We start from the raw sequence: 12,705 nt of genomic DNA on the forward strand, positions 1-12,705 counted from the left end.
GCTTGTCATGCCCTATCGCTGAATAGTTACCTATAGTTTCTCAGTTGATAATTTTTGTTGCTATGTTGATGGGGATATATTATACATTCAAGACAATAGTATTACCAAACAAACCAATATTTTTTACAGGACTTAACATTTTGTTTTTAATGTTTGTTCTATATGGTGTTGTGTTACTATTCTGTGATAATCATTATATAATTAGATACAGTGGAGCAGAGGTGTCTAATTCTTCGTTTTTGAAGAGCATTTTTCTTTCCATACCAAATATTTATTCTTTCTATTATTTCTCAAGAAAAGGGTTTCTAACTGAACCAAAGAAATGGATTGTTGTTTATATGCTGGCATCTGTGTTTATATTCTTTGATTATAAGATGACAATTATACATAAACTGCTACTTGAAGGAACCGCTGTTGATGAAGTAACCAATAATATAGGATATTTATTTGTAGCGCTTATTCCAACTGTGGCTGTATTTAAAAATAAAAATATTATACAGTATGGACTACTTATCTTTTGTATGGTGTTTATTGTGATAGGTATGAAAAGAGGTGCTATACTTGTGGGCGTTTTGTCAATATTGTATTTTTTGTACTTTAATTTTAGATATCATCGTAGCATCTCAAAGGTGAAAGTACTAATCTTCTCAATGTTGATAGCGTTAGCTGGTGTATATATGGTGATATATATGATGGATACATCCGATTATTTTACTCAACGTATTATACAAACAGAGAATGGTGGTTTAAGTGGACGTGATTATATCTATGAGTGTTTCTGGAATCATTTCAAGAACGAAATGAATACTTTTAAGTTTCTTTTTGGTAATGGTGCAAATGCAACATTGGACATAGGAATAAACTATGCGCACAATGACTGGCTTGAAATAGCAATAAATCAAGGAGTCTTTGGTCTTCTTATATATGCATTCTATTGGCTGTGTTTTTATAAAACAATCAGACAGACAAAGCAGAATTTATTTGCGAAATTAGTTCTTACACTTGTATTCATATCTTTCTTTATTATGACATTATTTTCCATGTCCTATACAGAATATTCTATATATTCATGTACTGTATTTGGCTATTATTTGGCTCATTGTAGGGAGGTTGAAATTCCACAATAAATATGAAAAAAATTCTTTTAATAACGGAAACACTTGGTTCAGGTGGTGCTGAACGTCAAATGTGTGGGTTAGCTTCGATGTTAACTAAGGCTGGTTATCCTTGCCGTCTAATAACATATGTTGAGAATCAGTTTTATGAGCCTTATCTTCGCCAGAATGGTGTGGACTATCAGTTTGTGCCTGAGCTGTGGAATAAGAATACTCGTGTGTTTAAGGCTGCAAAGTATGTTAGACAATATAAGCCTGATGTTGTTATTTCGTTTTTGCCATCTGTCAACAAGACGATGTGCGTCGCAAAGATGTTTTTCGGGGCTAAGTTAGTTGTGTCAGAACGAAACAATAATACTTGCATTACTCGTAGTGATAAGGTACAGTTTAACCTTTATCGTGTGGCGGATGCTATTGTTCCTAACAGCAATAGTCAAGGCATGTTTATTTGCAATCACTTTCCTTTCCTCTGTAAAAAGGTGCATTCTATTATCAACTTCGTGGATGTTAATCGCTTCACTCCCTCAGAAATGCCTGTGCAGAATGATGTTTTGCGTATCGTTACCGTCGCTCGCTATACTCAACAGAAGAATGTCTTGACTTACTTGAAGGCTGTACGTATGGTAAAGGATATGGGACTCAATGTGCATTTCGATTGGTATGGAGATAAGAAACATAATGCCGATTATTATGCAGAAATAGAGAAGGAATATCAAAAGCTTGATATTTCAGATTACATTACGTTGCATAATCCCAACCAGAAGATAGAAGAGGAATATCGCAAGGCTGATATATTTTGTCTTCCGAGTCTTTATGAAGGATATCCAAATGTAGTGGCTGAGGCAATGTCTTGTGGATTGCCTATTCTTTGCAGCAATGTCTATGAGAATCCATATATCGTGGAAGAAGGCGTAAATGGTTTTCTCTTCAACCCAGAAAGCGTAGAAGACATAGCTGGTGCTATTAAGAAAATGGCGGATTTATCTTTTAAGGAAAGGCAGGAAATGGGCAAACGCAATCGTCAGCTATGTTTGCAACGCAATACAGAAGAAGCATTCCTAAAATCGTATGTTGAACTTATAGAAAGATTATAAAGCGATGAGCAAATTCAAAGATTTATATAATGCCGATATAACTCGTTATAGAGGTAAGCCTGAGGCATATATTAGGATATTCCATTTCCTCTATCGTAAGGCTGCTGTAGCATCCTTTATTCCAATGCGACTGTTATATAAAGCCCTATTTCGTATATGGGCAAACAGAAGAGGTCTAGAACTAACTGCAAACCAGCAAATTGGGGGGGGGATTTATATAGGTCATGCCTATAATATCACCATCAATAGTAAAGCTAAAATAGGTCGCAACTGCAACATCCACAAGGGAATCGTTATCGGTCAGGTGAACAGGGGTTCTCGAAAAGGTTGTCCAACAATTGGCGATAGAGTTTGGATAGGTATCAATTCGGCTATCGTTGGAAATGTCACTATTGGTGATGATGTGATGATTGCACCTAACAGTTTTGTTAATGTAGATATTCCCTCTCATTCCGTGGTATTTGGCAATCCTTGCGTTATCAAGCATAGGGATTGGGCAACAGAGGGGTATGTGAATAATATTGTAGAATAAAAATATGAAAATAAAGAAACTCTTATGCTTGGTCGCATATTACGGATTTGCAAAGTATTTGCCAGCATCAACAAGTCCGATAACACATTGGGCAAGAAAGATTAGGCGCATGATATGCCGTCCTATCTTTGATAAATGTGGTGATAATGTGAACGTTGAACGTGGTGCATTAGGATGTATAGTAAATGGATAATAACTTCAAGAAATCATAGTCTAATATTAAGGCTGGTGTGTTTTGGAGTGGCAAATGGCTATTATAATTATTGTAAGCCCATAGTCTTTTTAATGAAATAAATTGTAGCATACAGAGCGATTAACGAATTTAAGTTATTATGGAAGTACTGATATTCAATTTTATATTTATACTTATACTTGGATTAATATTAAAGGCAAACACACAAGAAAGTAAGGGGAAGATTAATACCTTTGTTGTGTTGTCGTTTGTTTCTTCATTTATTATTCATACATTCGTAGATCCCATGTCTGTTTTGGATTTACCTGCTTATGAAGATGCTTTTGTAGAGTGCATGAGCCTTCCCTTTTATAGACTAAAGGATGCCTTTTGGGCAGGTTCAATGGAAATAGGATTTCTATGGTATATGAAGTTTTTATCATTGATATCTGATGACTTTATTATTGTGCTAATAGTAAGTTCGTTAATTATGTTATGCTGTTACTATAGGACAATACTAACAAATTCGCCATATACTTATGTATCTATATTGTTTATATTGGTTACGGTATTTGATCAGTCTATATTTGTATTGAGACAGCATTTAGCAATGGCTTTGCTTACATTGTCATGGAATTCAATTATAAATAAAAATTATAGAAGGTTTGGTGCGTATATTATTATTGCTTTCTTATTGCATCGTAGCTCTTTGGTTTTTATACCTTTATTTTTTCTATATAATATAGAGAATAAAAAGATGTATATCACGGCTCTGTTGATATCGTGTTTGGTGTTTGCTGTTTCTTATTTTGTTGTTCTTCAGTATTTTGTATCGTTAATGGGGAGAGATTATACTGGATACTTGAATAACGTAAAATACGAAGGAGCTAATTATGTTGACTTTATATTGATGAGTGGGTTGTTTATATCTATGATTTTCTTTATGAAATCAGCTGTGTTTGAAAGAGGTATTAACAGATTATTATTATCAATAACGTCACTGGCTGTTATAGGAACATTTTTTGGTGTAGGAAATAGTTCGACAGGTCGATTGTTTTACTATTATACATCAATACCATTTATTCTCGTACCCAATATAATGAAATATATAAATAATCAAATCGTGCGTGTAGGTTTTGCTATATGTTACATCGGCGTGTATGTATACATATCATACTTGGGTTCGTCTGCAAAATATTTGGAAAATATGTCTTTTCTTTTTTGGTCGAAATAAAACATGAAAATCAAGAAACTCTTATGCTTGGTCGCATATTACGGCTTTGCTAGACATTTGCCAGCATCAACTAGTCCGATAACACATTGGGCAAGAAAGATTAGGCGCATGATATGCCGTCCTATCTTTGATAAATGTGGTGATAATGTGAACGTTGAACGTGGTGCCCGTTTTGCAACCGGGGGGAATTTCAATAGGTTCTGGTAGCGGACTTGGTGTCAATTGCTCAGTGCATGGACCTCTCAAGATAGGTGACAATGTTATGATGGGACCTGACGTTACCATTCTTACTCATACCCATAATATAGAGCGGACTGATATTCCGATGGGACAGCAAGGAATGAGAGTAGCAGAAGTCGTCATTGGAAATGATGTTTGGATAGGAATGCGTTCCATCATAATGCCTGGTGTTTGTATAGGCAATGGAGTGGTTATTGGAGCAGGAGCTGTAGTTACTAAGGATGTACCAGATTTTGCAATTGTTGGAGGTGTGCCGGCACGAATAATAAAGTATAGAAAATGAAGAATGTAAATATTGTATTCGTTATGTTTAGCAACTATTTTATTGTGTGGTATATAGGCTTGGGAATAAAACATAATGTAAATATTGTTGTTTGTTAAGAAATTAAAGATTGTATGCCAAGAAAAAGAACGAAAATTCTTGTATTTGGATATTTTGGAAAAAAAAGTCATATACAAGAAGGACAGTCGGTGAAGACAAGAAATATGAGTCGCCTTTTTAAAGAAATGGGGTGTGAGGTAGATGAGTTTGATACAGAGTCGTTTCGCTACGATAAGTTGGCAATCTTTAAAATGATTCGACAGCTGTTCAAATGCGAGAAACTTTGTCTGTTACCAGCCTATAATAATTTAAAGTATTTTTTTCCGATACTTTTTGTCTTCTCTAAACTATTTAGATATGACATTTATTTGTTTACTATTGGGGGGCGCTTGCACATTTATCTTAAGTCACTTCCTATACACAGGTGGATGATGCGAAGAATAAAGTGTGTGTTTAATGAAACACACTTATTGGGTAACTATTTGCATGATATGTATGGGTATACAAATCTTGAATATTGTCCAAATATAAAATTTGTTAATTATTCTCCGCAAAAGCATCATACCGATGGTGAACTTCATTTGGTTTTTCTTGCTCGAATAATTATGGAAAAAGGAATAGATGTGATTTTTGGTTATGCAGATTGGTTGTTAAAACAGTCAAGAAACAATGTGACAATTGACTTCTATGGTATGGTGGATCACAAAGACAAGGACTATTTTGAAGAACAAATTGAAAAATATAAGTTCGTGACATATAAAGGAGTGGCACAGCAAAGTGACATTCCTCAAATCTTGGAAAAATATGATGCTATGCTCTTTCCGACACATTACCCTACAGAGGGTATTCCTGGAAGTGTGATTGATGCATATATATCAGGTATTCCTGTGATTGCATCTGATTGGACATATGCACGTGAATTGATTGAAGACGGTAAAACAGGAACAATAATAACTTTTGAAAACAACCAAAAAGAGTTCATTTCTGTTTGTGAGGAATATCTCAGAAATACAGAAATGTTGAATAGCATGAAAGACAATGCGAGAGTAAGAGCTGCTGAATATCATGCTGATAATATAAAACAAATTCTAAAAAATATTTTTAATATATGGCATTTCATCCAACATTAAGCAAATCAGGCAGAATTATGTTCTGGCCTTTGATTAAGTTTACAGAGTTTATGGGTAATCATTTTCCTGAGACTTTGTTGAAAATCCGTTATCGCTATGTGTTCAAGAAACCGCTTAACCTTAAGAACCCTCAGACTTTGAATGAGAAAATACTGTGGGCAAAGCTTTATTCTGACACTACAAGATGGACAGAATTGGCTGATAAGCGAACGGTGCGTGACTATGTGGAGAAAATAGGTCTTGGTGACACATTAGTGAAGCTCTATGCCACTTGGTATAATAAAGAGGAAGTGAACTTTGATGTGCTACCTGATACTTTTATCATTAAGGCAAACAATGGTGACGGCAAGGGAACAAACAAGATTATACGCAAGGCGGACCTTACTCTGGAGAAAAAGGCTGAGTATATTGAAATGATAGGTGAGTGGCTGAGTCGTAAGAATATTGGTGCACTTCATGCAGAACCTCATTACAAGAACATGAGGCCTTGTGTCATAGCAGAAGAGGTATTGCCTTTTGAAAAAGGAGCTACATCCTTGATTGATTATAAGATGTGGTGTTTTAATGGTAAGTGTTATTATACGTTTGTTTGCAATGAGAGAAATGCAGATGGTAATAGTGCCCATGTGATGACCTACGACATGGGCTGGAATGCACATCCTGAATTCTCTGTTTTTAATTCGGACTATCTTAGAGGTGACATCATTCCTAAGCCTAAGAACTTCGATAAAATGGTGGAGATTGCGGAAAAGTTGTCAAAGGGTTTCCCCGAACTTCGTGTTGACCTATACAACATAAACGGAAAAATATACTTTGGCGAATTGACCTTCACTTCGCAGGGTGGCTTCATGGATTATTTTACTCCAGAATTCAACAAGATACTTGGTGAGAATTTCAGCATAAAGGATTTCCCTCTGAAAAAGAAGTAAGTAATGATATATCCGTCCGCACAAGTGGTCGCAGATATAGCGGTATGGAGCGATACCATCGGACGGAACAAATATGAAAATTAATAATGTTATGCAAAACTACGGATTGGTATCAATTATTATGCCGACATGGAATTGCGCTGGATTTATCAGTGAATCAATTCAAAGTGTGTTGGCGCAGACATACAAGAACTGGGAACTTCTTATTCAAGACGATTGCTCTAAGGACAATACGTTGGAGGTTGTTAAGCCTTTTATGGAGGCTGACAAACGTATTAAGTATGAATGTAATCCAGAGAACTCTGGGGCTGCAATAACCCGAAACAATGCTTTGCGTAGGGCAAAGGGTAGGTGGATTGCTTTCCTTGACTCGGATGACTTGTGGTTGCCTGAGAAATTGGAGCATCAACTGAAGTTTATGGTGGAGAATGGTTACGCTTTCTCTTATCATGAATATACTGAGATGAGTGAGGATGGCAAGGACTTGGGTGTGTATGTTTCGGGAATTAAGAAGGTGAGCAAGTTGGCGATGTTTATGTGCTGCTGGCCTGGCTGTTTGGCTGTGATGTACGACCGAGAACGGGTAGGACTGGTGCAGATAAAGGATGTCAGAAAGAATAATGATACTGCTCTTTGGCTAAAGGTGGTGAGAAAAGCTCCTTGCTATTTGCTGAAGGAGAACTTGGCAAGGTATCGCCGTCGTAAAGTAAGCATCACGCCTAAGCCTTTGTGGAAACGCATTTGGGCGCATTATCCACTGTTTCATGTGGCAGAAGAGATGAATTCATTGATGGCTACATTCTGGACATTGATGAATGTTGTGGGTAATGGATGGAAGAAAATGTGGTATGTGAAGAAGAATGTGTGATGTCGCATAAGGTATATATGACAGAACAGAGATTTTTATCACTCTTGCATTATGGCATATCCCCAAAGCATAACGACGCAGCTTCTTTGTCTTCTTTATCGGATGAAGATTGGCGTGGTTGTATGCAACAAGCTGGACAGCAATCGGTTCTTGGATTATGCTTAGATGCTCTTGATAAATTAAAATCTAATGGAGCTATGCCACCACGAAATGTATTGATAAAGTGGATTGGCAGTGTGGTGACGTTAGAGAAAGAGTATGAACGTCAGAAGGTGTTCATAAAAGAACTTGCTTCCTTCTTCTCTAAACATGGCTTGAAGATGGTGGTGATGAAGGGATATGGATTGTCGAAGTTATATCCTATTCCTAAACATCGAGGGAATGGCGATTTGGATGTTTACTTCTGTGGCAAAGGGCAGTATGCTGACGAACTGATAAAAGGGGAAGGGCATTGAGGTAAAACAGAATGAGGAGAAGCATAGTGTATATAGCATTAATGGTATTCACGTAGAGAACCATGCTTCTATGATTTGTGAGCAAGAACACCTCTCGCTATTGAAGGTGGAAGAGTTCTTAAAGGATGACCTTGATAATAATCTGCAGCTTGATGAAGAAACAGGTTGTTGGTTGCCTTCTGCAATGTTTAATGTGTTTTTTTACCCTTACATTTTGCTGGACATTTTGTTTATGGTGGAGCTAATCTAAGGCAAATAGTTGACTATGCTTTGGTGGTAAGGAATGCGAATCTTAACACTGATACTAATCAGATAGATTGGGAGAAGGTTAAGGCATTGGCAATTGAAGGTGGTTATTTCAAATTCTTATGTTGTTTAAATGGAATCTGTATAGATTTTATTGGAGTATCAACTGATTGTTTTCCTGGTTGGAAAAGAGACAAAGCAATGGAAGAACGATTATTGAATGAAGTATTAAGTCCCAAACAAACAGATGCTCACTCTTTGTTTGGCAAAATACGAAGATTTCTCAACAATCGTTGGAAATACCAATTAGTATACAGTAAAGAGAGACACTTAATAGGATTCATTTTAAGAGCTCGTTCTTGGCTGAACTGGAAGTGGGGCAAGAAGAGTGTATGGAAAAACTAAAATTTTAATCATCAATATATATATTATGACAATGAAATTGCGTAATGTGCCTTTCTCTCCGCCTGATATGACAGAGGCAGAGGCTACAGAGGTGCGTGATGCCATTTTGTCTGGTTGGATTACAACCGGACCGCGCACAAAGAAGTTAGAGAAAGAAGTTGCTGAGTTTGTTGGCGTTGATAAGGCTGTATGCCTTAATTCGCAGACGGCTTGCGGTGAGATGGCTCTGAGATTGTTGGGTATTGGCGAGGGTGATGAGGTAATTGTCCCAGCTTATACCTATACAGCAAGTGCTTCTATTGTAGAACATGTGGGAGCAACACTCGTGTTTGTAGATGTTCAGAAGGATTGCCTGGAGATGGACTACGAGGCTGTAGAGAAGGCTATCACTTCTAATACTAAGGCGATTATTCCTGTTGACTTGGCTGGTATTCCTTGCGACTACGACAGGCTGTTTGCTATAGTTGAAAGCAAGAAGAATATCTTTACTCCTAAGACCGACTTGCAGAAGATGATTGGCCGTGTGGCTATCTGCTGCGATGCTGCCCATGCTTTTGGTGCATCACGTAAGGGAAAGATGGTGGGAGCAATTGCCGACTTCTCTTCTTTCTCGTTCCATGCTGTGAAGAACTTTACTACTGCTGAGGGTGGTGCTTTGTCGTGGAATCTGCCTTTCGGTAATGAGAAGGTGGTGAAGGACTTGGATAAGAACGTGGATAATACGTTCAGCGGTGTGCCTGAGATTGAGGGTGAGACCTGGAATGAGAATCTTTACCGCAAGACTCAGCTCTTGAGCTTGCATGGTCAGAACAAAGATGCATTAGCTAAGACTAAGCTCGGCGCTTGGGAGTATGACATCATCGGCACTTGGTATAAGTGTAACATGACGGATGTTGTGGCTGCTATAGGACTTGTGCAGATGCAGCGTTACAAGGGTATGCTGGAGCGTAGACGCAAGATGATTGAGCGTTATGATGAGGCTTTGAAACCGTTGAACGTTGCTGTGCTGAATCATTATGACGAGGAGCATACGTCTTCTGGACACTTGTACCTGGTGCGTCTGTTGGGCAGGACTCGTGAGGAGACAAACAAGGTGATAGAGATGATGGCGGAGGGTGGCATTGCTACCAACGTTCACTATAAACCGCTGCCTATGATGACTGCCTATAAGAAGTTGGGCTTCGACATCGGGGATTTCCCTAATGCTTACCACATGTTTGAGAATGAAATCACTCTGCCGTTGAACACTAAGATGACGGACGAGGATTTGGAATATGTAATTGAAAATTTTGTGGATATCGTTTCTAATATGTAAAACCAATAAAGGCTTGGAGATGTAAACAGTTTTATCTTCAAGCCTTTTTGTTCTTGATTTTTATGAAGAGGTTATTTGATATTGTTGCATCAGGATGTGGCTTAGTGGTGTTAAGTCCATTGTTCCTGATTCTTGCCATTTGGATAAAGTTTGATGCTAAAGGTCCTGTCTTTTATCGTCAGGTACGCGTAGGACGTGGAAACAAGGATTTCAGAATATTCAAGTTCCGTTCAATGCGTGTAGGAGCAGACAAAGGTTCATTAGTGACTATTGGTGGTCGTGACCCCCGTGTGACACGTTCGGGATATTACATTCGCAAGTATAAGTTTGATGAACTCCCCCAACTTATAAACGTATTTATTGGAGATATGAGTTTGGTTGGTCCTCGTCCTGAGGTGCGTCACTATGTGAACTACTGGACACCCGAACAGATGCACGTATTGGATGTTCGTCCTGGTATCACAGATCCTACAAGTATCAAGTTCCGCAACGAGAACGAACTGATGGAGAAGGCTGAAGATCCTGAGGATTACTATATCCATGTGATTATGCAGGAGAAGATAAAGCTATACTTAGAATATGTTAAGAACAGCTCGTTCTGGTATGATATAAAACTTATTTTCCAAACATTCAAGGTTATTGTCACAGAACGATGAGAAGATTACTGTATGCTGTTTGGCAATTCTGCAAATATTTGTTTGTGCCAAGAAAGGCGCATCACCTACCAAATGTCCATTACTAAAACACGAGAGGTTTCAGCCTACCAAATGTCCATTACGCCTAAATTTGTCCATGAGAATCAGTAGAACCATTTACAGATTCTAATAACCATACAGTAAATTACATCACTCACTATTAAACGAAGTAATGATTACTTTCTCAACAGAAAATATTTTTCTCTTAGGTTCTTTCTTAGTATTAGTCAGCATACTTATCAGTAAAACAGGCTATCGCTTCGGCATCCCAACATTGTTGTTATTCTTGTTTACAGGAATGTTTTTTGGCAGTGAGGGGTTGGGTATGGAATTTAATAGCCCACACGACACACAATTCATTGGTATGGTGGCATTGAGTATCATCCTGTTTTCTGGCGGTATGGACACCAAGTTTAAGGAAGTAAAGCCTATCATTGGAATGGGTGTTATCCTATCTACTTTGGGCGTAGTGATGACAACTGTCTTGACAGGAGGGTTTATATTTGCATTATCGCAGTGGGCAGGTATGGATATTCAATTGTCCTTGATTGTATCCATGCTGTTAGCTGCAACCATGTCTTCCACAGATTCGGCTTCTGTGTTTAATCTTTTGCGAACACAAGGAATTGGCTTGAAACACAAATTGCGACCAACGTTGGAATTAGAGAGTGGTAGTAACGATCCTATGGCTTATATGCTGACGATAGCGCTCATCAACGTAGCCTTCTCGGGTGATGATTTTTCTTTTTTAGACCTATCACTTAACATTGGCGAACAGTTTTTATTAGGAGGAGCATTAGGCTACGGTCTTGGTTGTTTAACGGTTTGGTTGATTAATCGAATCAATCTTCCAAACGCAGCACTCTATCCCGTACTTCTTCTAAGTATGGTGTTTATCACCTTTACACTGACCGACTTATTAAACGGCAATGGATATTTAGCAGTTTATATAGCAGGACTTGTTGTGGGCAACTGCCGTTTGTCGTATCGACGAGAGATGTCTACGTTCTTAGATGGACTTACTTGGTTGCTCCAAATCATCCTATTCCTCACCCTTGGATTGCTGGTTAATCCTTCAGAGTTGGTTGACGTAAGCCTCTTCTCCCTCGCCATCGCAGTATTTATGATGCTTGTTGCGCGCCCTGTAAGTGTATTTTTATGCTTACTACCCTATCGCAAAATTCCGTTGAAAGCCAAGACTTTCCTTTCATGGGTTGGTCTTCGAGGTGCTGTCCCCATAATCTTTGCCACATATCCTATCATTAACGGTGTCGAAGGAGCAGACCTCTTGTTTAATATAGTCTTCTTTATCACCCTGCTATCACTTACGATACAAGGTACTACTATCTCATTAGTGGCAAAAAAACTCCAGCTCGACATGCCAGAAGAAAAGAGTGGTAATGAGTTTGGAGTTGAGATTCCTGAGGAATTAGGTTCAAAACTAAAAGAGGTAACTTTAAAAGAGAGCATGCTTGAAAATGGAAACTTATTATCTGAAATGAACATTCCTAAAGGAACGCTTGTCATGATGGTGAAACGTGGAAAAACCATCTTGGTTCCCAATGGTCAATTACCTTTAGAGAAAGGTGACATCTTGTTATGCCTTTCCAGTGCCAACAAGAATCCTGAGTAGATGATTCAAAGTAAGCATCCAACATTAGCCGCCTTTGTGTAGCATTCTTGCTTTACTACCTTTGCCCGAAAAACTTATGTTTGTACTCAACGAAACAAATGTTTTTCGGGTTTGTTGCACTCCTGTGGATATGCGTCAGGGTATTCTTCGCCTGTCCCAATTGGTACGCAGCAATGACTTCAATCCTTCTGATGGTGTTGTCTACGTTTTCTACAATCGATTCCGTAACCGAATCAAATTGCTGCACTGGGAACGCTGTGGTTTTGTCGTCTATCATTGGATGCTTACGCTGCAACGGCTTTTCAGCATTGCTGTATGGA

General features: G+C 38.2%; 14 protein-coding genes and 1 pseudogene. All 15 read left to right on the top strand.

The annotated features are described in order from the left end of the window. Nucleotides 1-374 precede the first annotated feature (374 nt). Entirely contained in the window at nt 375-1,127 is a 753-nt protein-coding gene (locus HMPREF3034_RS07555; RefSeq protein WP_197421741.1) for an O-antigen ligase family protein, read from the top strand. A 2-nt stretch (nt 1,128-1,129) separates the two neighbouring features. Then, the gene (locus HMPREF3034_RS07560) at nt 1,130-2,209 is read left to right on the top strand and encodes a glycosyltransferase family 4 protein (RefSeq protein WP_036899656.1); all 1,080 of its coding nucleotides are present in this window, start codon (nt 1,130-1,132) and stop codon (nt 2,207-2,209) included. 4 nt (nt 2,210-2,213) lie between these two features. Beyond that, nucleotides 2,214-2,741, top strand: coding sequence for a serine acetyltransferase (locus tag HMPREF3034_RS07565; protein ID WP_082721734.1), 528 nt, complete (start codon nt 2,214-2,216; stop codon nt 2,739-2,741). A 4-nt stretch (nt 2,742-2,745) separates the two neighbouring features. After that, nucleotides 2,746-2,934 (top strand): hypothetical protein, encoded by a 189-nt coding sequence (locus HMPREF3034_RS12630; RefSeq protein WP_156431073.1) that lies wholly within the window; start codon nt 2,746-2,748, stop codon nt 2,932-2,934. A gap of 139 nt (nt 2,935-3,073) precedes the next feature. Then, complete coding sequence (locus tag HMPREF3034_RS07570) at nt 3,074-4,147, top strand: EpsG family protein (protein ID WP_036899674.1); 1,074 nt, start codon at nt 3,074-3,076, stop codon at nt 4,145-4,147. Between the two features lie 352 nt (nt 4,148-4,499). Beyond that, a pseudogene (locus tag HMPREF3034_RS13160) lies at nt 4,500-4,664 on the top strand (DapH/DapD/GlmU-related protein); the annotation flags it as partial. Between the two features lie 119 nt (nt 4,665-4,783). Then, nucleotides 4,784-5,839 carry a glycosyltransferase family 4 protein gene (locus HMPREF3034_RS07580; RefSeq protein WP_062434497.1) on the top strand — a complete coding sequence of 352 codons (1,056 nt, stop codon included), beginning with the start codon at nt 4,784-4,786 and terminating at the stop codon, nt 5,837-5,839. A gap of 17 nt (nt 5,840-5,856) precedes the next feature. Beyond that, nucleotides 5,857-6,768, top strand: a complete 912-nt coding sequence (locus tag HMPREF3034_RS07585) for an ATP-grasp fold amidoligase family protein (RefSeq protein ID WP_052052962.1) — start codon at nt 5,857-5,859, stop codon at nt 6,766-6,768. Nucleotides 6,769-6,841: 73 nt separating this feature from the next. Further along, complete coding sequence (locus HMPREF3034_RS07590; RefSeq protein ID WP_231725636.1) at nt 6,842-7,636, top strand: glycosyltransferase family 2 protein; 795 nt, start codon at nt 6,842-6,844, stop codon at nt 7,634-7,636. 17 nt (nt 7,637-7,653) lie between these two features. Continuing rightward, entirely contained in the window at nt 7,654-8,091 is a 438-nt protein-coding gene (locus HMPREF3034_RS07595) for a nucleotidyltransferase family protein (RefSeq protein WP_197421742.1), read from the top strand. Nucleotides 8,092-8,427: 336 nt separating this feature from the next. Continuing rightward, nucleotides 8,428-8,742, top strand: a complete 315-nt coding sequence (locus HMPREF3034_RS07605) for a hypothetical protein (protein WP_156431074.1) — start codon at nt 8,428-8,430, stop codon at nt 8,740-8,742. Nucleotides 8,743-8,767: 25 nt separating this feature from the next. Further along, a complete protein-coding gene (locus tag HMPREF3034_RS07610; RefSeq protein WP_062434510.1) occupies nt 8,768-10,057 on the top strand; it encodes a DegT/DnrJ/EryC1/StrS family aminotransferase in 1,290 nt (429 codons plus the stop codon). A 62-nt stretch (nt 10,058-10,119) separates the two neighbouring features. Continuing rightward, a complete protein-coding gene (locus HMPREF3034_RS07615; RefSeq protein ID WP_062434513.1) occupies nt 10,120-10,713 on the top strand; it encodes a sugar transferase in 594 nt (197 codons plus the stop codon). A gap of 211 nt (nt 10,714-10,924) precedes the next feature. Beyond that, a complete protein-coding gene (locus HMPREF3034_RS07620; RefSeq protein ID WP_197421743.1) occupies nt 10,925-12,385 on the top strand; it encodes a potassium/proton antiporter in 1,461 nt (486 codons plus the stop codon). A 130-nt stretch (nt 12,386-12,515) separates the two neighbouring features. Next, a partial coding sequence (tnpB, locus tag HMPREF3034_RS12320; protein WP_231725641.1) for a transposase occupies nt 12,516-12,705 on the top strand: 190 nt, incomplete at its 3' end.

Origin of the sequence: Prevotella sp. DNF00663, from assembly GCF_001553265.1 — a bacterium.
Taxonomy (GTDB): domain Bacteria; phylum Bacteroidota; class Bacteroidia; order Bacteroidales; family Bacteroidaceae; genus Prevotella.

What these genes read in the sequence shown, in the direction of transcription:
- HMPREF3034_RS07555 (WP_197421741.1), top strand. Translation starts at nt 375, where the DNA reads ATGACAATTATACATAAACTGCTACTTGAAGGAACCGCTGTTGATGAA.
- HMPREF3034_RS07560 (WP_036899656.1), top strand. Translation starts at nt 1,130, where the DNA reads ATGAAAAAAATTCTTTTAATAACGGAAACACTTGGTTCAGGTGGTGCT.
- HMPREF3034_RS07565 (WP_082721734.1), top strand. Translation starts at nt 2,214, where the DNA reads ATGAGCAAATTCAAAGATTTATATAATGCCGATATAACTCGTTATAGA.
- HMPREF3034_RS12630 (WP_156431073.1), top strand. Translation starts at nt 2,746, where the DNA reads ATGAAAATAAAGAAACTCTTATGCTTGGTCGCATATTACGGATTTGCA.
- HMPREF3034_RS07570 (WP_036899674.1), top strand. Translation starts at nt 3,074, where the DNA reads ATGGAAGTACTGATATTCAATTTTATATTTATACTTATACTTGGATTA.
- HMPREF3034_RS07580 (WP_062434497.1), top strand. Translation starts at nt 4,784, where the DNA reads ATGCCAAGAAAAAGAACGAAAATTCTTGTATTTGGATATTTTGGAAAA.
- HMPREF3034_RS07585 (WP_052052962.1), top strand. Translation starts at nt 5,857, where the DNA reads ATGTTCTGGCCTTTGATTAAGTTTACAGAGTTTATGGGTAATCATTTT.
- HMPREF3034_RS07590 (WP_231725636.1), top strand. Translation starts at nt 6,842, where the DNA reads ATGAAAATTAATAATGTTATGCAAAACTACGGATTGGTATCAATTATT.
- HMPREF3034_RS07595 (WP_197421742.1), top strand. Translation starts at nt 7,654, where the DNA reads ATGACAGAACAGAGATTTTTATCACTCTTGCATTATGGCATATCCCCA.
- HMPREF3034_RS07610 (WP_062434510.1), top strand. Translation starts at nt 8,768, where the DNA reads ATGACAATGAAATTGCGTAATGTGCCTTTCTCTCCGCCTGATATGACA.
- HMPREF3034_RS07615 (WP_062434513.1), top strand. Translation starts at nt 10,120, where the DNA reads ATGAAGAGGTTATTTGATATTGTTGCATCAGGATGTGGCTTAGTGGTG.
- HMPREF3034_RS07620 (WP_197421743.1), top strand. Translation starts at nt 10,925, where the DNA reads ATGATTACTTTCTCAACAGAAAATATTTTTCTCTTAGGTTCTTTCTTA.